Origin of the sequence: Hymenobacter fastidiosus (assembly GCF_039539565.1) — a bacterium.
Taxonomy (GTDB): domain Bacteria; phylum Bacteroidota; class Bacteroidia; order Cytophagales; family Hymenobacteraceae; genus Hymenobacter; species Hymenobacter fastidiosus.
Window position 1 is genome coordinate 63,269 of sequence record NZ_BAABDJ010000039.1, and the last position, 18,777, is coordinate 82,045.

The 18,777-nt window shown below is 57.7% G+C and carries 18 protein-coding genes; 5 read left to right on the forward strand and 13 right to left on the reverse strand.

The window, feature by feature from the left end; translation table 11 throughout:
* Positions 1–71: 71 nt before the first annotated feature.
* The 3 genes from ABD833_RS17965 to ABD833_RS17975 form a co-directional block, all read right to left on the reverse strand.
* Positions 72–968 (reverse strand): hypothetical protein, encoded by an 897-nt coding sequence (locus ABD833_RS17965; RefSeq protein WP_345074885.1) that lies wholly within the window; start codon positions 966–968, stop codon positions 72–74.
* A 286-nt stretch (positions 969–1,254) separates the two neighbouring features.
* A complete protein-coding gene (locus ABD833_RS17970) occupies positions 1,255–1,632 on the reverse strand; it encodes a cupin domain-containing protein (RefSeq protein ID WP_345074886.1) in 378 nt (125 codons plus the stop codon).
* Between the two features lie 13 nt (positions 1,633–1,645).
* The gene (locus tag ABD833_RS17975) at positions 1,646–1,894 is read right to left on the reverse strand and encodes a Kazal-type serine protease inhibitor family protein (RefSeq protein ID WP_345074888.1); all 249 of its coding nucleotides are present in this window, start codon (positions 1,892–1,894) and stop codon (positions 1,646–1,648) included.
* A gap of 249 nt (positions 1,895–2,143) precedes the next feature.
* Here ABD833_RS17975 and ABD833_RS17980 point away from each other — a divergent pair, with 249 nt between their 5' ends.
* Both ABD833_RS17980 and ABD833_RS17985 read left to right on the forward strand, forming a co-directional pair.
* Entirely contained in the window at positions 2,144–2,578 is a 435-nt protein-coding gene (locus ABD833_RS17980; RefSeq protein WP_345074891.1) for a YtxH domain-containing protein, read from the forward strand.
* A 149-nt stretch (positions 2,579–2,727) separates the two neighbouring features.
* Positions 2,728–3,102 carry a YtxH domain-containing protein gene (locus ABD833_RS17985; RefSeq protein ID WP_345074892.1) on the forward strand — a complete coding sequence of 125 codons (375 nt, stop codon included), beginning with the start codon at positions 2,728–2,730 and terminating at the stop codon, positions 3,100–3,102.
* A gap of 272 nt (positions 3,103–3,374) precedes the next feature.
* Here ABD833_RS17985 and lysS read toward each other — a convergent pair whose 3' ends face one another.
* From lysS to ABD833_RS18015, 6 genes are all read right to left on the reverse strand, one after another.
* Complete coding sequence (gene lysS, locus ABD833_RS17990) at positions 3,375–4,931, reverse strand: lysine--tRNA ligase (RefSeq protein WP_345074893.1); 1,557 nt, start codon at positions 4,929–4,931, stop codon at positions 3,375–3,377.
* Between the two features lie 171 nt (positions 4,932–5,102).
* A complete protein-coding gene (locus ABD833_RS17995) occupies positions 5,103–6,143 on the reverse strand; it encodes a hypothetical protein (protein ID WP_345074895.1) in 1,041 nt (346 codons plus the stop codon).
* A 238-nt stretch (positions 6,144–6,381) separates the two neighbouring features.
* The gene (locus ABD833_RS18000) at positions 6,382–8,529 is read right to left on the reverse strand and encodes a carboxy terminal-processing peptidase (protein ID WP_345074896.1); all 2,148 of its coding nucleotides are present in this window, start codon (positions 8,527–8,529) and stop codon (positions 6,382–6,384) included.
* 328 nt (positions 8,530–8,857) lie between these two features.
* Entirely contained in the window at positions 8,858–9,670 is an 813-nt protein-coding gene (locus ABD833_RS18005) for a hypothetical protein (protein WP_345074897.1), read from the reverse strand.
* Between the two features lie 179 nt (positions 9,671–9,849).
* Positions 9,850–10,233, reverse strand: a complete 384-nt coding sequence (locus ABD833_RS18010; RefSeq protein WP_345074899.1) for a hypothetical protein — start codon at positions 10,231–10,233, stop codon at positions 9,850–9,852.
* A 117-nt stretch (positions 10,234–10,350) separates the two neighbouring features.
* Positions 10,351–11,541, reverse strand: a complete 1,191-nt coding sequence (locus tag ABD833_RS18015) for a proline dehydrogenase family protein (RefSeq protein WP_345074900.1) — start codon at positions 11,539–11,541, stop codon at positions 10,351–10,353.
* A gap of 168 nt (positions 11,542–11,709) precedes the next feature.
* Between ABD833_RS18015 and ABD833_RS18020 the strand changes: the two genes are divergently transcribed.
* The 3 genes from ABD833_RS18020 (at position 11,710) to ABD833_RS18030 (ending at position 15,426) form a co-directional block, all read left to right on the forward strand.
* Positions 11,710–12,807 carry a chorismate mutase gene (locus tag ABD833_RS18020; RefSeq protein WP_345074901.1) on the forward strand — a complete coding sequence of 366 codons (1,098 nt, stop codon included), beginning with the start codon at positions 11,710–11,712 and terminating at the stop codon, positions 12,805–12,807.
* Positions 12,808–12,856: 49 nt separating this feature from the next.
* Positions 12,857–13,900 (forward strand): 3-dehydroquinate synthase, encoded by a 1,044-nt coding sequence (aroB, locus tag ABD833_RS18025; protein ID WP_345074903.1) that lies wholly within the window; start codon positions 12,857–12,859, stop codon positions 13,898–13,900.
* Positions 13,901–14,157: 257 nt separating this feature from the next.
* A complete protein-coding gene (locus ABD833_RS18030) occupies positions 14,158–15,426 on the forward strand; it encodes a 3-phosphoshikimate 1-carboxyvinyltransferase (protein WP_345074904.1) in 1,269 nt (422 codons plus the stop codon).
* 241 nt (positions 15,427–15,667) lie between these two features.
* Here the strand turns inward: ABD833_RS18030 and ABD833_RS18035 are convergent, their stop codons facing one another.
* The 4 genes from ABD833_RS18035 to ABD833_RS18050 form a co-directional block, all read right to left on the reverse strand.
* Positions 15,668–16,456: an ABC transporter substrate-binding protein gene (locus ABD833_RS18035; protein ID WP_345074905.1), complete on the reverse strand. Its 789-nt coding sequence runs from the start codon at positions 16,454–16,456 to the stop codon at positions 15,668–15,670.
* Between the two features lie 244 nt (positions 16,457–16,700).
* Positions 16,701–17,771, reverse strand: a complete 1,071-nt coding sequence (locus ABD833_RS18040) for a M42 family metallopeptidase (protein ID WP_345074906.1) — start codon at positions 17,769–17,771, stop codon at positions 16,701–16,703.
* A 35-nt stretch (positions 17,772–17,806) separates the two neighbouring features.
* Positions 17,807–18,121 (reverse strand): DUF3784 domain-containing protein, encoded by a 315-nt coding sequence (locus tag ABD833_RS18045; protein ID WP_345074907.1) that lies wholly within the window; start codon positions 18,119–18,121, stop codon positions 17,807–17,809.
* 16 nt (positions 18,122–18,137) lie between these two features.
* A partial coding sequence (locus tag ABD833_RS18050; protein ID WP_345074908.1) for a carboxyl transferase domain-containing protein occupies positions 18,138–18,777 on the reverse strand: 640 nt, incomplete at its 5' end.

Here is an 18,777-nt window from a genome sequence, read left to right on the forward strand (position 1 = left end):
AAAGCCTGGAAAGGGATAACGGGGCAAGCCCGACTGGCGGATTTAGGGTTAAGGCGCGCCGGGCAAGGGGGTTAGTTTCCGGTTCCGGTCGGGGCCGTACCACTGATGTACACCACTTCCTTGGGGGGGAAAAGCTGCCGTACCAGCTTTTCAAGCCGGTGGCGGGTGTTTTTAATTTTTTTCTTGATCGGAATAGCGTTGAAATCGAACCGGGCCAGGGCGGCTACCTCCTGCTCCACGGTGCGCTGCGTGAGGTGCGACTCCAGGGAAAAGGCGGCCAGGTGGTCGTTCCACTCGTCCTTGTTGCTCCAGTAGTGCCCGATCTGCGGGCGGGCAGCCTGCAGGCCGAACGTTTCGGCCAGGGCCACCGACAGCGCAAACTGCTCGATCAGTCGTGGCGTCACCTGCTGCTGACTCAGCTCATCACAAATGCGCAGCGCCAGCTGAATAGCCGCCAGGCCGCGCCGGGCCGGAATACCCACCACGCCCGCGTTCCACATCACATGGTGCTCCGTGAGCGGCACCCCGCCGTAGCTGCGGCCCTGGGTCTGGCTCCACATCAGCTTCTCGGTTTTGCTGCCGAGCGCCGAGAGCCGGCCTTCGGGCTCGTGCATAAGGGCGGTGCCCCCGCGCAGCGTTTCGTGCAGGGCCGGGAAGGAGCCGTGCAGAAATGTATCGGAGTCCAGGTACAGAATGGGCGTTTCGGGAAACCGCCGCGCCACGTGTTCCAGCGCCTTTATTTTGATACGCCAGAAGAAATTCCACTCTCCCTTCCATTCCTGCAGGGTTTTTTCGTCTACCGGCAGCACCGTGACATACCCGGCCAGATGGCGGTAGAAGGCCGGGGCATCCGTCACGATGGTGATGCTGGTAAGCCCGGCACGGTGCTCCAGAAAGGAGAGAATAGAGAAGTTCGCCTGGAAGTGGTTCTTGATGTTGGAGCCAAAGACCAGATACAGCAGATTCATAAGCAGCAGCTAAAGCGGGCGCAGGTTCAGGAACAGAACCGCCGTTTAAGGATACATCCGGGGAGCCGGAAACGACGCTACGGATGAATTAGCAAGCTTAGTAGCTGTTGGAGTTAGTTTCTGGAGTCGTCCGAACGATGGAGAGACGCCTAGTTGCGTCTTGTCACCGGCGCCGCTGTTCCGGTATCGTTCAACGACGAGACGCAACTAGGCGTCTCTCCATCGTTCGGAGCACTTTAAAGGCTAACTCAAACAGCTTCTCAGCTACTACCGGATGGCTTGTCGGCTAAGCCGCGTCGTCCTCGCGGTTTACGCTATCCATGGTAAAGGCGGGGACGCAAATCGACCAGTACTCCACTGCTTCATCGAATGGATTGGAGTAGCGCACCCGCGCCCCGGCTTTGATCAGCAGCGACTCGCCGGCTCCTGCCTCAACGATTTCGCCATCGACTTCAAACCGCTTGCGGCCCCGTACCACGATGGTGATTTCGTCGAATTCCGGGTTCTGATGGGGTTCGCTCCAATGCGGTGGGGCCACCATGTGCGCCACACTGTATTGGTCGGTTTGGGTGCTGGCCCAGCCAATGTGCTCCTCAATGAGCTTGCCATCGGTGGTCGGAACGCGAAAGGGATTCTGCTGGCGGAAATAACGTTTTTCGGACATGATTCAGGAAAGGTTAGTTGGTTGGAGAGTTGGGGCATTCCCCCCCGGTGTACGCCGTGACGCCGGCATTGGTCGCGGCGCAGGCATTGCCGTAGGTTTTGCCGTCGCAGCCGCACACCGGGGCGTATTGCATAGTACACATGGCATCCTTACGGATTTTGCTCGCGTCGATGCAGGCGGCAGTACCCGGCGTAGCTTTCGGGGCGGTGCAGGCTGGGAGCAGCAGCAGCCACAGCAAGGCTGAAAAAGCAGATCCGGGCATAAGTGGGCAAAAGGGAGAGGAGACAAACGGCTTAAAGGTAGCAACCACAATTTAGGGCCTCCTACTGCATATCTTATTTCAACTATTTTTTAGCTTGCTCCCATAACCCCGGCCGCCTCGCTTCGTATAGGCAGGCAGACTGGGGGCTGGCCGCCGAGCTCCGGCTCCGTTATTTGCCGCAACCGCCCACTTTTTTTGGGTTACGTCTTACCTCAACCTGTTATCATTCACCCTTCTCTCCTCAACACCATGTCCTATCACGAAGAAGACAACTCTGGTAAAATCCTTCTCGCTGTTCTTGCTGGCGCTGGCGCTGGTATCATTGCCGGGATGCTGATGGCTCCTGACAAAGGCACCGCTACCCGCGAAAGTCTGAAAAACGCTGCTACTAAATACAGCGGCACCCTCGGCGAGCAGCTGTCGAAATATGGCGAAGAGCTGGATTCGAAATTCAAAGGCTACATGACCAAGCTCGAAGATATGGGCCTGACCGGGGCTGGCAGCGGCCTGAGCATGAAGGGCGACTGGAACCAGGGCAAAGGCAAGCTGAAGCAGCAATATGCTCAGCTCACCGACGAAGATCTGGAGTATACCGAAGGCAAAGGCGACGAGCTGGTAGGCCGTCTGCAGACCAAGCTGGGCAAGGCCAAAAGCGAAGTTGTTAAAATGCTGAACGACCTGTAGGCCATTAGGCTAGCGTAGGCGAAAAGCGGCCTCTTTCCGACGGAAAGAGGCCGCTTTTGCGTAGGAACATTCAATCCAGGAAAGCGTTAGATTGGGGAGCCGACGCGTTGTTGGTAGTTCTGCTCCCTTTTCATTCTGCCCTTACTCTTATGAAAGACACGAACGGTAAAGTAATTCTGTCCTTACTGGTAGGTGCCACCGCGGGCATCGTGGCCGGGCTGCTGCTGGCCCCCGAAACCGGGGACGAAACGCGGGCAGGCCTTAGAAAATCGGCTTCCAGGTGGGGCGGCGACCTGAGCAAGCTGCTTACGGACAATCTGGCTAAGCTTAATGCTCTGAAGAGCACCAGCTCCGACGATGCGGATCAGCAGGACCGCAGCGCCGCCGATGATTTGCTTTCTTCAATGAGCACCGGACCAGAGGCTGAGCGCACCGCCAGCGTAGACCGGGACGACAACGATTCGGATTACGATGGCATGGGGGGCGATGCCCGGCACAGCGCGGGCTACGGCCGCTCGCTGTAACTATTTTTAACGGTAGCGTAACCTTATCAGTGCGTTGTCGTTAAGCCTTCTACAACGCGCTTGAAAGAAGATCTGGAGAAACCGTTGAAGTAAAATTGCCGACAGTAGGAGCTTCTAATTCAGACAGGTTTTTTTCGTCTCTTTAGTAAAATCAGACTCGTCCATCGCACGTTTCTTTAACGAACCCTAATCGGAAGGGTAAGCGGGTTGTATAAAAGAAAAGCCTCTCACGACTTGCGTGGGAGGCTTTTCGATTTTAGAACTACCCGGAACTACGCTTCGGGCTTCGGCGCATTCTCCGATTTGGTGAATTCCGGCTTCATCTGCGGGAAGAACAGCACATCCTGGATCGAGTTGGAGTTGGTCATAATCATGCTGAGTCGGTCGATGCCGATACCCAGCCCGGCCGTCGGCGGCATGCCGTACTCCAGGGCGCGCAGGAAGTCCTCGTCGAGCACCATGGCTTCGGTGTCGCCGCGCTTGCCCAGCTCCAGCTGGTCTTCGAAGCGCTGCCGCTGGTCGATAGGATCATTCAGCTCGGAGAAGGCGTTGCAGATTTCCTTGCCGTTGCAGATGGCCTCAAACCGCTCTACCAGCCCGGGCTTCGAGCGGTGCTTCTTGGCCAGCGGCGACATTTCTACCGGGTAATCGGTGATAAACGTGGGCTGAATCAGCTTGGGCTCCACGTGCTCCCCGAAGATTTCGTCAATGATTTTGGCTTTGCCCATGCTTGGGTCCAGGCCTACGTGCAGCTGCCTGGCGGCCTCACGCAGGCCGGCTTCGTCGAGCTCCGAAATATCCACGCCGGTGAAGTGCTGGATCGACTCGGCCATGGTGTAGCGCTTCCAGGGGCGCTGGAAGTTGATAACGTTGTTGCCGACCTGCACCTCGGTCTGACCGTGCAGAGCCATAGCTACGCGTTCCACCATTTCTTCCACCAGGTCCATCATCCAGTAGTAGTCCTTGTAGGCCACGTAGAGCTCCATCTGGGTGAACTCGGGGTTGTGGAACCGCGACATTCCTTCGTTGCGGAAGTCTTTCGAGAACTCGTACACGCCATCGAAGCCGCCTACGATCAGGCGCTTCAGGTACAGCTCGTTGGCAATGCGCAGGTAGAGCGTCATGTCCAGCGTGTTGTGGTGGGTGGTAAACGGCCGGGCGGCGGCACCCCCGTACAGCGGCTGCAGAATCGGGGTTTCTACCTCCAGGTATCCTTTGTCGTTGAGGTAGTTGCGCATGGCCTGCACCAGCTGCGTGCGCTTCACGAAGGTTTCGCGCACGTGCGGGTTCACCACCAGGTCTACGTAGCGCTGGCGGTAGCGGGCTTCCGGATCAGTGAAGGCATCGTAGGTTTTCTTTTCGCCGGTGGCTTCGTCCACGGCCTCGCGCACCACGGGCAGTGGGTGCAGGGCTTTGCTCAACAGCGTCAGCTGCTTTACGTGAATCGAGGTTTCGCCCACCTGCGTTTTGAAGACGTGCCCTTTCACCCCGATAAAGTCGCCGAGGTCGAGCAGCTTTTTGAATACCGCATTATAGAGCGTCTTGTCCTCGCCGGGGCAGATTTCGTCGCGGTTCACATACAGTTGAATGCGGCCGGAGGAATCCATCAGCTCGGCAAACGAGGCTTTGCCCATCACCCGCACCGACATCAGGCGGCCGGCCAGGGTTACTTCCTGGAAGTTATTCAGCTCCGGATGATAGTTGTCCTGGATTTCCTGGGCGTAGAAGGTCACGTCGTACAGCTCGGACGGGTAGGGGTCGATGCCCAGCTTGCGAAGCTCATCAAGCTTGTTACGACGTATTTGCTCCTGTTCGCTGAGGTGCTGCATGGGAAGGGTCTTAGAAAGAGGCCGCACGGGCCGTAAAAGTCAGGCTGCAAAAATAGGCTGATTCAGGCAGTGTTAAACTACCCACTCCTTAAAAACCCAAAAAGCGCCGCTCCCAGGGAGCGGCGCTTAGGTCTATAGGGAGTAGTGCGTTAAAAAAGGCTTCGGCCCAAGTTAGGCGGCAATGCTCATCGGCTGCGTGGGTTCCTGGCCCGTCAGCTGGGGCTCCACGCGGGTGCGCAGCCGCTCCGCCACGAAGGTGTGCTGCAGGTGTTTGGGCAACTCATTCACCATCTGCTGGTAGCGTTCCAGGCCAACCGCCTTGGCAATGTAGGTTTCGTGGATACCATTCAGGTAGCTTACAATGTTGAGCAGCGACTGGTGAAAAAGCCTGAAGTCAATTTCCGCTTCCACGTAGCGCTCAATCTCGCGGCTGGTCTGCGAGATACGCAACCGGCCCAGCAGGTCAAAAATAGTGGTGTAGCCGAGGCGCCAGGTAATCTGCTGCCAGTGCGAGGCCGTCCACTTGTCCAGCACCTTGCCGGTTTTCTGGCTGCGCAGAGCGGTATTTGGATTAGCCTGCACCTGCTGGCGGGTCCACTGGGCTTTCATCTTGCGCGTGGTGCGCAGAAACTGGCCGATCTGGGCCTGAGCTTCAATCTCCTGGCCGGCGATGTGCAACCCCGGCTTATAACCAGCCAGCGGCAGGCGGTGAATGCTGAAGTCGCCGTGCGCGCCGGCCGCGTAGAACGATACCGGCCGCGGGTACGCGTTGCGCACCACTAAGCGGCCAACTTCGCGGCGCACCAGCGACGGGTTGTTCGACCGCACGCCCGTGGTGTACAGAAAGCCCTGCAGCCCCGACAGGATAGTATGGTACGCCTGCGGGAAGGTCCAGTGCAGGGCATTGCGCAGGTATTCCTCGTCGCCCAGCTCGGCCGTAGCCCGGAGGGCATACTCAGTACTCCAGCACGAGTGCAGCAACTTGGTAATGGCCTGCACATCGGTGTCGGTCAGCTCCGCCCGGTGGGCGCGGAAGAAGGGCAGGTGCTGCAAGCCACCGGTAGCATCGTCGTTCTCCTGAATGTGGTAGTTGATGGCAAAAAAGTAGTTGAGAAAAACCTGGGCGGGAATGGATTTGCGCCACGTTTCCTCGGCTTGCTTCTGCTCGTCTGTCACGAGCGGGAAGATGGTATTCTCAGTTGTCGTTGTCATGCTAAGTAAACAGCAGGGTGCTAATTTGAGTTGCATGTTTACTAAAAATATTCGCCGGGTTATGTAGTGTATAAACGATTGAATAAGAGGTATTTGAAGTTTGCTTGCCGCAAGGAATTGACGGCAGATAATTGCGCCTGTTTGCTAATTTAATTGGGCGGGAATAATCCTCAGCAAAAAGCCCTTGCACCGATCTGGCGCAAGGGCTTTGGAATAGCTTCTTACGAGAAGCTTAAACTTACATCTGGTCGGTGATAACCGAAACGGCTTCGTGGAGCGTGATATCTTTTTTGAGCCCTTTGGTGAAGCGGGAAGCGCGGTTTACCTGTACCGTATCCGAGCCCAACTGACGGATATCAGCCATGAGCGGAGCAATATCAAGCGGCGTAGCCACTTTCTGGACGGCCTCATACTTAGCCGACTCCGCTTTAGCCTGTTCCTGCTCGGCACGGAACTTGGGCAGATTTAAGGATACCAGGGTCTCGTCCTTGCGTTTGCGCATCCGCTGCACCATTTCATTCATCAGCTTGAAGCTGGGGTTGCTGGCCACCCGGGCCTGGCTGGCGGTACGCAGCTTAACGTAGGCTGGGGCATTGTTCCAGGCGCGGTAGCGAGCCGGTGTAATTTCGTCCCACTTTAATGGGTAGTCAGATTCCTTTTCGCCCTGGTCGAGGTAGCTGTAAGCATCCGGCAATACGATATCCGGTACCACGCCTTTGAACTGCGTCGAGCCCCCGTTGATACGGTAGAACTTCTGCGTGGTAAGCTTCAGCGACCCGAAGGGCTTCAGGGCGTTAAAGTCGCCCAGCATATCATCCAGATCAACAATGCGCTGGACGGTGCCTTTGCCATACGTGCTGGCTGAGCCCATGATAACGCCGCGCTTATAGTCCTGAATAGCTGCTGCCAGAATTTCAGAAGCCGAGGCACTGTACTTGTTCACCAGCACGACCAGCGGACCCGAATACTGTACCCGTGGATCCCGGTCGTTAAGAATACTAGGGGCCCCCTGGCCCGAACGAACCTGCACTACCGGACCGCTATCGACAAACAGGCCGGTCATATCTACCGCATCCTGCAAAGATCCTCCGCCGTTGAAACGCAGATCAAATATTATTCCCTGGACGTTTTCCCTGGTAAGCTTTTCCAGTTCCTTCCTCACATCATCGGCTGAACTGCGGCCTCCGTTGTCGTTAAAGTCAGCGTAGAACACGGGTAGGCGGAGGTAGCCGATTTTCTTACCACCTTCATTTACCACTGCCGACTTAGCGTAGGTCTCCTCAATTACCACGACGTCGCGGACGATAGGAATTACCTTGGTGCTACCGTCGGGCTTCTTTACGGTCAGGCGTACCTCAGTGCCCTTCTTGCCGCGGATCAGCACAATGGCCTTATCCAGACGCCAGCCCTCAACTGAAACCGGCTCGTCAGCAGCCTGGGCCACGCGCAGAATAATATCGCCGGCTTTCAGCTCACCCTGGCGGTACGAGGCACTGCCGGGCACAATATCCGCCACTTTGATCTGGCCATCCTTTTCCTGCAGGGTGGCTCCGATACCTTCAAAACGACCAGTCATGCCCTGATCGAACGCCTCTTTATCGCGGGGCGCAAAGTACTCCGTGTGTGGATCGTAGGTATTCGCTATCACGTTGGCATAAGTTGCCAGCCGCTCGTTCGCGTCGGTTTGCTTCAGGTCTTTGAACTGATCATCGAAATACTTCAGCACCCGCTTACGCGCCTCCGCTTCCATCTCAGCCGGGGTGCGGGTGGGAGCCGTAATAACGGCCGGCGATGGCTTGGCTGAGATCGAGGCCAAGGGCTTGTCTTTCTTCTTCGCCTGCTCATCCATCAATTCTGACACGCGGATGAGCGTTTGATACTTCAAATATTTGCGCCACTCTTCGCGCTGAGCAGCTGCATTAGCGGCAAATACCATTTTGTCGGGCTCGGTTTCAAATGTCTCCTGCGTGGAAAAATCAAAAGGCTTAGCCAGAATATCGCGGTACATGGCCTGCACGTCATCCGTACGCTGCAGCATAAGCTTCGAGCTCAGATCCAGAAACTCGTGCGTACCGCGTTTCACTTCATCATCAATATCAGTCTGATACTTACGAAGCTGGACGATGTCGGACTGCAGTAGAAACTTCTTGTTGTAATCGAGGCGTTTCAGGCTGAGGTCAAACACCCGCTTGGAGAAGTTATCATCAATTTTCTCGGGCTGATAATGCGCGGCGCTCAAGCCCTGAAGCATGGCTTTGATGAGTACTTCATCTTTCTGCGGCGAGCCACTGCTGTCGTTGCGCCGATACAGTTTATAAGATGCCAGTACGAATACTACCAACACCAATGAGGCATACAGGCCTATTTTCAGGCGGGGAGAAGACATGGAATCGGAGTGAAATGGAGGAAAATCAAATGTACGCAAAACCCACTCTCAGGCTACGCGCTACCGGAGCCAACGGTTTTACAGGAAACGCCGGGAAGGATCAAATAAGTGCCGGAGCCAGCTCTTCTGTTGCTATAAGGCGCAACAAAATAACCCATGGTTGCACCATGTCCGCTAATGACAGATCTATATTCCCGCGAAACTTCTATAAGTAGTAAAATGCTGGCAGCCGCAGGAGCTTACCTGTAAAAATCACTAAGCCACAACAGCAAAATGGCCTTCCCAGGATTGGGAAGGCCATTTCTAAGCTAGTTGAAGCCCGACGCTACTAGTAGCGGCGTACCCGGTCGCCGTTGCTGCGACGGAACTCCTCTTCAAAGTATTTGGCATCTTCGTCGTTGCGGGGCTTAACGCCCATTACGATGCCGCCGTTCTTCACGTCGTGCTCATACTCAGCAGCGTGCTCTTCCGGAATCCCCGAGCCTACCAAAGCGCCTACCAGACCACCCGTCAGGCCCCCGGCACCGGCACCAGCCAGGGCGGCGGCGATAGGACCGGCAATGATCAGGCCCAGGCCGGGCAGGGCTACCGAAGTACCGATGGCCGCAATGGCGCCAATGATAGCACCAGCCGTACCGCCAATGGCCGAACCTACGCCAGCACCTTCCATGGCTTTGTCACCAAGGTCCGTGTCGGGAGTATCGTCACCGAAATGGGTTTTGCGGGTTTCGTCCGACATCAACAGATTGACGTCGTCTTTGCCGTAGCCACGCGAAGAAAGCGACTGATAAGCAGTTTCAGCGCTCTTCCGGTCCCGGAACGAGCTGGTCAGCATGCCTGAGCCGGACTTGTTCTGGTATTGGTCGCCGGTTGCGGCGTGCGCGGTTTCATCCGCAGCATTCTGCACGGCATCAACCCCGCGGCCTACTACTGCACCAGCGGTGCCAGCCATAGCGGCACCTTTAGCCGTAGCGCTGAAGTCGTCACCGTCCTTATTGACCCCAGTGCCGGCATTGTAGCTGGTGCCTTCGTTGCTGGAGCTGGAGCTGTTACCCATGCCAGTACCGGTGTTGGTAGTACCGTAGTTAGAACCTGCGCCAGTACCGGTGTTTTGTGGGTTGTTCGGATCGTTGGTGTTCATAGGTAGGAGGATTGGTTGAGTGGAAAGGAAAGTTAGGGAAAGCCTTGAAGCAGGCAACGAAGTCAATCGTAGTGCTTCAGCTTCGAGGTCCTTAACGTGTCCTTCAGATGGGAGGTTACAAGAATTCGGTTACCCGATAGGATTGTTGACTCCGCTATTCAACCAAAATTCCGATACCCTTAGGCCAGGCTGCGGTAGGCAAACTGCTGATAGTTCTGCTCATCCTGCCAGAAAGCCCGGCATTCCCGCCGTAAGGTTTTCAAAAATTCGGGATCCTGCTTTAGGGTGCGCCATTCACCCAGGCCCAGCCGCTCGCAGAGCTTATAAAAGTTGTCGCCCTGACCTTTGGAGCCTTCTACCTTCACAAGGCAACTGAGAATAGGACGACCAGCCCGAAACTCATTTTCCGACAGCTCCGCCAGCAGTTCGTTGAGACGGGACTTTTCGTGGGAGATTTCCAGATTGAAGCCTAGTTCGGCTTCCTGGACTAGGTTCAAATAGCTGGTAGTACCGACCTGATGGCGGGCAAAGCGGATCAGGTGGTTGCGGACTCGTCCGTTCATTGAGCAGGCGGAGGGGGGAATGAAAGCGGAAAGTAGTAAAAAAAAACCGCTGGTCCGGATTCCAGTTCCGAACCAGCGGGCCCACGGCCTGCTAAAACTGTGCCGAGGCGGTAAAATCTACTTCCGGGCTTTGCGACGGGTCATTTCTTTCTGGATGAGCAGAAACTCCCGGCTGCTCTGCCCGGAAATGGCGGTATTCTCGTCGGCCCGCCGCAACAGGTAAGGCATTACCGCTTCCACCGGGCCGTAGGGCACGTATTTAGCCGTGTTGTAGCCCGCGTTGGCCAGGTTGTAGCTCAGGTTGTCGCTCATCCCAAAAAGCTGGGCAAACCAGATGCGGGGGTCGCCGGGGCGCAGGTGATATTCCTGCATCAGCTCGGTGAGCAGCAGGGAGCTGTCTTCGTTGTGGGTGCCGGCGCAGAGGCTGATACGGTCGGCGTGGGCCACGCAGTAGCGCAACGCCTCATTATAGAGTTGGTCAGTAGCCTCCTTGGTTGGGTTGATGGGGTTCTGGTACCCGCGTTGGGTGGCGGTGCGGGCTTCCTTTTCCATGTAGGCCCCGCGTACCAGCTTGCCTCCCAGGAAATACTGGCCTTTCCCCGCCGCCTCGTAAGCATCCTTGATGGCATCCAGACGGTCGTGGCGGTACAGCTGGTAAGTGTTCCAGACGATAGCGGCCTCCTGGTTGTATTTGGCCATCATCTCGTAGGCCAGGTTGTCGATGGTTTCCTGGAACCAGCTTTCCTCGGCGTCGACAAACACCCGCACGCCATACTGATGGGCGCGGGCACAGATGGCTTCCACCCGGGCCCGGGCCCGGTCATAGCTGGTTTGCTCGGCGGCCGTCAGTGTTTTGCCGGCCTGCACTTTTTCCAGCAGAGTACCGTTGGCCACGCCGGTCACTTTGAAGACGGAGAAGGGAATGTGGGTCGAGCGGTGGGCCATATCGATGGTGGCCAGGATTTCATCGCGGGTGTGGTCGAAGCTTTGCTCACTGCCCTCCCCTTCCACCGAATAGTCGAGGATGGTGCCAATGTTGTAGCGCCCCAGTTCCTCAATCACAGGCAGACACTCCCGAATGGTTTCGCCCCCGCAGAACTGCTCGAAGATGGTTTTCTTGATTAGAAACTTCACCGGCAGGTGCCATTTCAGCGCTGCTTTCATCATCCCGCCGCCAAGCTTCACCAGGCCGCTATTATTCATAGCGGCGAATAAGGCGTACATCTGGCGCAGCTCGTTATCCGATTTGGAAGCGAAGGCAACGGCAGTGTCGTTGAAGGAAATGGGCGAAGCTTGGGTTAATGCCATACGGGTGGGTAGCTTTGGGCGGCTGTTTGGAGGGACGAAGATAAAGGTTAAACATCGTTTTGTCCGGGAGAGTTACTCTACCGGCACGCTTTCGGGCCCTGGCCGGCCAACCACCAGCCGGACTTCTGGTCAGGCTTCACTGTTTTCTCTTTTTCTGCTACTTTCCGCATGGAAATTCCCATGACCACCGATACTTTTTTCACCCGGTTGTTGGCCGCTAAAGGCCAGCCGATGCTCATTGCCGGGCCATGCAGCGCCGAAACCGAAGAACAGGTGCTGGCCACGGCGCATAGCCTGAAAGCGCTGGGGAACATCGATCTGTTCCGGGCCGGTATCTGGAAGCCCCGCACCCGGCCCGGCTCCTTCGAGGGCGTGGGTACGGTGGGCCTGGAATGGCTGCGGCGGGTGCGTACCGAAGTGGGCTTGCCCGTGGCGGTGGAAGTGGCCACCCCGCGCCACGTGGAAGAAGCACTGGCCCACGGCGTCGATGTGCTTTGGATTGGAGCCCGCACTACCGTGAATCCATTCGCGGTGCAGGAGCTGGCCGACGCGCTGGCCGGCACCGACGTGCCGGTGATGGTGAAAAACCCCGTGAACCCCGACGTGGCGCTGTGGGCCGGCGCCCTGGAGCGGCTGGAGCGGGCCCGGATTCACGATCTGGCCGCCATTCACCGCGGCTTTAGCACCTTCGCCCCCTCCCGCTACCGCAACGCGCCCACGTGGCAGCTGGCCATCGAGTTCAAAACGCGCTTCCCGCACATTCCGCTCATCTGCGACCCCAGCCACATCGGGGGCCGCCGCGACCTGCTGCTGCCCATTGCCCAGAAAGCCCTTGACCTGGACTACGACGGGCTCATGATCGAAACCCACCCCGACCCCGACCACGCCCTGAGCGACGCCGAGCAGCAGGTGACGCCCCAGCGGCTGGCTGAAATCCTGAGTGAGCTGAAGTACCGCCGCCGCTCCTGCGACGATGCCGACTACCTGAGCAAGGCCGAGGAGCTGCGCCAGAAGATGGACGTGGCCGACCGCGAAATCCTGGAAGCGCTGGCCCGCCGCATGGCACTGATAGAAGAGCTGGCGGGTTACAAGAAGGAAAACGACGTTAAAATATTGCAGCTGGACCGCTGGAACGAGATTTTCGCGTCGCGGCAGGAGTGGGCCGGTAAGCTCCAGATCAATCAGAAATTTGTGGCGGAGCTCTACAAGCTGATCCACCTGGAAAGCATCCGTAAGCAGACCGAGATTATGCAGGGCCCGGCTTAAGCCCGGGGTGGTCCTGAACGCTTGTTCTGTTTTTGCCTTACGTTTGCTTATGTCTGAGACCAAATTGTCGATCGGGGCGGAAAGCCTGACCGTGCTGGCCGACCTGCTGCGTCAGCCCGCCGTGAGCCAGGTGCTGGTGGTGGCTGACGCCAATACCGCCCGGCTGTGCTACCCGTTGCTGAAGCCTTACCTGCCCGCAACCCACCAGCTGCTCGAAATTCCGGCCGGCGAGGAGTATAAAACCCTGGCTACCTGCGACACCGTGTGGTGTCATCTCACCGAAAAGCACGCCGATAGGTTCACGGTGGTCGTGAATCTGGGTGGGGGCGTGGTAACCGATCTGGGGGGCTTCTGCGCGGCGGTATACAAGCGCGGGCTACGGTTCGTGCAGGTGCCCACCACGCTGCTGGCCCAGGTCGATGCCAGCGTAGGCGGCAAAACCGGCGTCGACTTCATGGGGTTTAAAAACCAGCTGGGCGTGTTTCAGGAGCCGGTAGGCGTATTTATTGATCCGCAGTTCCTGACTACCCTCGACCCGCGCCAGCTTAAATCCGGCTACGCCGAAATCGTGAAGCACTGGCTGATTGCCGACGCCGCGGCCTTCGACGAGCAGCGCCATCAGGGGCTGTTTGTGGACGACTGGACGCCGGTTATCCGCGAATCCGTGGCTACCAAGCAGCGCATCGTGGCGGCCGACCCCTGGGAAAGCGGACTGCGCAAGGTGCTCAACTTCGGCCATACCGTGGGCCACGCCCTGGAAAGCTACCTGTTGGCTCAGCCCGGCCGCGAAATCCTGCACGGCGAGGCCGTGGCCGCCGGCATGCTGTGCGAAAGCTGGCTGTCGCACCAGCGCGGTCTGTTAAGCCAACCGGAGCTGGACCGCATCGAAACCTTCCTGTTTTCGATTTACGACAAAATTCAGTTTGTCACGATGGAAACGGAAGCTATTGCCGAGCTGGCCTTGCAGGACAAGAAAAACAGCGGCCGTACCATCAACTGCACCCTGCTCCAGGGTATCGGCCAGGCCATCTACGACCAGCCCGTGACGCTGACGGAGCTGGCCGACTCGCTCCGGTATTATCACCGCCTTTAGTCACTGAACAGTTATCAACTGATGTTACGCAGCGCCTCACCCCCCGGCCCCCTCTCCGAAAAGGAGAGGGGGAGACGGACAATTAAAAAGCTGTTTATCCGCCAGTAGCGGACGATTGGCACCCCCTCTCCTTTTCGGAGAGGGGGCTGGGGGGGTGAGGCGCTACATAGGGCTGCGTAACATCAGTTATCAATGAGCAATGAGTAATGCCGTGCGACGACTTCTCATACTCATAGTTGTTCATTGCTCATTGTTCATTGCTTAATCCCACGCTTATCAGTTCTTCTGCCTCCTTCCTGCACCTACGCTGGCCCGGGACCCCGCTCCGGGGTATTGCCCAACTGCCGGCTTCCAAAAGTGAAAGCAACCGCGCCCTCATCATCCAGGCTTTGGCCGGGGGCGGTACGCTGGAAAATCTTTCCGACGCCAACGACACCCAACTGATGCAGCGTCTGCTGGCCAATCAGCAGGCAGAGGTGTTCGACGCCGAAGACGCCGGCACCGTGATGCGCTTTCTAACGGCTTACCTCGTCATCACTGGCAAACAGGCCAAGCTGGTGGGTACGGCCCGCATGTATCAGCGGCCGATTGGTGTGCTGGTTGATGCCCTGCGTCAGCTGGGTGCTCAGATTGAATACTCGGGCGAAGCGGGCTATCCGCCGCTGCAGCTAAAAGGCTGGAACCCGGCGCTGGACGCCGAAGAGCCCGCCGAGCTGACCGTGCGCGGCGACATCAGCAGCCAGTATATTTCGGCGCTGCTGATGATCGGGCCGATGCTGCCCGCGGGTCTGCGCCTGTGGCTGACCGGCAAAGTCGGCTCGCGTCCCTACATCCGCATGACGCAAAGCCTGATGCAGCACTTCGGGGCCACCTGCCGCGACCTGGGGGAGGTGCTGGAGGTACGCCCGGTTGCTTACCAGCCCGCCGATTATACCATCGAGTCCGACTGGTCGGCGGCCAGCTACTGGTACGCTATGGTGGCGCTGGCGCCGGCGGGCTCCACTATTATCCTGCCCGGCCTGCGCGAGCATTCCTGGCAGGGCGACCAAGCCATTGTGGGCATTATGGACCAGTTGGGGGTGGCTACCGAGTTTTTCCCCGATGGCGTGCAGCTCACCCAGAAAGCCCCAGCTGCTTCCGTAGAGCAGGATTTCTCCGACTGCCCCGACCTGGCCCAAACCGTAGCCGTGGTAGCTGCCGCGCTGGGGGTACCCGTGGCCATGACCGGCCTGGAAAGCCTGCGCATCAAGGAAACCGACCGGATTCTGGCTCTGCAAACCGAGCTGGCTAAATTTGGCGCCAGGATGGAGGAAGAAGGGGAGGAGCGATTCGTGGTGAAGTCCGCCGCGTTTCAGGTAAGCGGCCAGCAGATTGAAACCTACCACGACCACCGCATGGCCATGGCGTTTGCGCCGCTGGCTCTGCGCGGCCCGCTCACGGTGCAGGCCCCGGACGTAGTGCGCAAATCCTACCCCCGGTTCTGGAAAGAGCTGGAGCGGGCCGGCTTTAGCACAGATTTTCGCTGATTAGGGCGCTGATTTTTTACTCCGAGGCTGTTTAGGGTTTCGAAAAAGCTGTCATCCTGAGCGGAGCGAAGGACCTTATCACGTCCGTACCACTTGGAATTAGGCCAAAATGAGCAGTCATGAGAAGGTCCTTCGCAAGCGTACGCGAGATGAAGGATGACAAACGACGAAAAAACCGAAACCCTAAACAGGTTCCCAGCTACGTCCAAAGGTCTGATTTAAAATCTGTTGAATCCGTGATTTAATCAGCGGGAATCAGTGATTTGAGGTAAGCGGCTGAATACTGCAAACGGCTACCGTACCAGCTGAACAGCTCCCCGTCTACAATCTGGACGGAGGCGTTGGGGCAGCTGGCCTGAAACTCGGCCAAGTGTCTGGCTCCGAAAGGATAGGGCTCCGACGAAAGAAAAATGGTGGCCGGCGCGGCCGCAGCCAGTTGTTCAGCCGTGACTTCCGGGTAGCGAGCTTGGCCGGCAAAGGCATTGGCGAAACCAGCCCGCTGCAACAGCTCGTCAATGAAAGTGCCGGCGGCGGCCACCATGTAGGGCTTGCGCCAGATGAAGTAAGCCGCGGTATGCGGCGGTGCTGTCACCGGTAACTCGGCGAACGAGGCGGCAATATCGTCGGCCATTTGCCTGGCGCGTTCGGGTGTCCCCGCCACCATGCCCACCTGCCGGATCATGCGCAGCGCATCGTCGAGCGTGGCAATGTCGCTGAGCCAGACCGGGTATTTCACGGCCAGCTGCTCGATACCTTCCCGGTAGTTTTCCTCCTTATTGCCCAGAATCAGGTCCGGCCGTAGCGCGTCGATTTTAGCGAAGTCGAAGTTCTTGGTGCCACCGATAACCGCCGCTTTTTCCCGCGCGGCTGCCGGATGAATGCAGAATTTGGTGACGCCCACCACCCGGTCGCCCAGCCCCAGATCAAATAGCAATTCGGTCTGCGAAGGCACCAGCGACACAATGCGCCGAGGCGGATACGGTACCGCCACGCGCCGGCCCATCTGGTCGGTAACAGTTAGCGGGACCACGGATTTTTCGGATTTAGCGGATTGCACGGATTTTGTGAACGTGAGGCGGAGACCTGAAAACTCCTGTTAGTCAAAATTGAAGATAAACTACTGCTTCAGGATTATAGATCAGGTGCCCCAGAATTATAGATCAGGAAAGACTGCTGCGAACTGAAACGGCCGCCCACCAGGAGCAGCCGTTTCAGTTCGTACGCTAATCGTCCACAAAATCCGCCTAATCCGTCGAATCCGAAAAATCCGTGGTTCAGGAAAAATACCGGAAATCGTGGCCGTCTTCGATGCGGAGCAGCGTTTCGTAGATCAGCTTGGTTACGTTGTCCACGTCGTCGCGGTGCACGGTTTCGACGGTGGTGTGCATGTATTTGAGGGGCAGCGAAATCAGGGCGGCAGCTACGCCGGAGCCCGAGTAGGCAAACGCGTCGGTGTCGGTGCCGGTGGCGCGGGTGGCGGCGGCACGCTGGAAGGGAATTGCCGTGGCCTGGGCCGTGTCGATAATCAGGTCGCGCAGGTTGTTCTGCACCGCCGGACCGTAGGTGATAACCGGGCCTTTGCCGCAGGCAATATCACCGGCTGTCTTCTTCTCGTACATCGGCGACTGGCTGTCGTGGGTGACGTCGGTAATGATGGCCACGTCGGGGTTGATGCGGTGGGCAATCATCTCGGCCCCGCGCAGGCCAATTTCCTCCTGCACGGCATTTACGATGTAGAGGCCGAAGGGCAGCGTCTGGCCATTTTCCTTCAGCATGCGCGCTACCTCGGCAATCATGAAGCCGCCGATGCGGTTGTCCAGTGCCCGGCCCACGTAGAACTTCTCGTTGAGCACCATGAACTCGTCCTCAAAGGTGACGACGGAGCCCACGTGGATGCCCATTTCCTCCACTTCCTCCTTCGAAGCCGCGCCGCAGTCCAGATAGATGGTTTCAATCGTTGGCGCTTTATCCAGCTCCACTTTGCGCACGTGGATAGCCGGCCAGCCGAATACCGCCTTTACCACGCCTTTCGCGGTGTGAATATTCACCCGCTTGGAAGGAGCCACCAACGCATCGGAGCCGCCATTGCGCCGCAGATACAGGTAGCCTTCCTTGGTGATGTAGTTGACGAAATAGCTGATTTCGTCGGCGTGGGCTTCGATGACTACCTTATACTTGGCCTCCGGGTTAATCACGCCTACCACCGTGCCGTAGGTATCCACGAAATACTCGTCGATATACGGTCTGAGGTAGTCGAGCCACAATTTCTGGCCTTCCTTCTCAAAGCCAGTCGGCGAAGGGTTGTTGAGGTATTTCTGTAGGAAGTCGAAAGATTCGGCGCGCATAAAAGTCGATGAGTAGGAGATGTAAAATAAGGTGGTTAGCGCTGAAACCGGCGACTGCCCAGAACGATACGCCCCACTAAAATCAGAGTTGCCAGAAAGAAGACAAGGATGCCCAAGAAGATATTGCTCAGACTTACCAGACCAGCCGCTAACTGCAGGCCACCCAGAAGCAGCAGGTTGTTCCCGCTCCAGGCGGCCAGTCCGGGTTTATCGGTAACGCGGTCGGCAGCATAGCCCGCCAGGAGTTTCATATTGCCCCCCCGCACCAAGCGGGCCAGCAGCACTACCAGTAGTCCGACTGCAATCAGAATAGCGGCGGGGAAAACATGGAGGGTCGGGGAGAATGCCATGACTGCAACCGGTATGTTACAGCGGAATGTTGCCGTGCTTCTTGCGGGGCAGCACGTCTACTTTGTTTTCCAGCATCTTAAATGCCTTAATCAGCTTTTGCCGGGTCTGCGAGGGCAGAATCACCTCGTCTACGAAGCCGCGGTGGGCGGCGCGGTAGGGGGTAGCGAATTTCTGCTGGTATTCCTCTACCTTTTCCGCCAGCTTGGCTTCGGGGTCTTCGGCGGCGGCAATTTCGCGCTTGAAGATGATTTCGGCCGCGCCCTTGGCGCCCATCACCGCAATTTCGGCGGTCGGCCAGGCATAGTTCATATCAGCTCCGATATGCTTACTGTTCATCACGTCGTAGGCTCCGCCGTAGGCTTTGCGGGTGATGACGGTGATGCGCGGCACGGTGGCTTCGCAGAAGGCGTAGAGCAGCTTGGCGCCGTTGGTGATGATGCCACGCCATTCCTGGTCGGTGCCGGGCAGGAAGCCGGGCACGTCTTCGAGTACCAGCAGCGGAATGTTGAACGAGTCGCAGAACCGCACGAACCGGGCGGCCTTGGTGCTGGCATTAATGTCGAGCACGCCGGCCAAAACGGCCGGCTGGTTGCCCACGATGCCGATGCTGCGACCGGCCAGCCGGGCAAAGCCGACCACGATGTTCTCGCCGAAA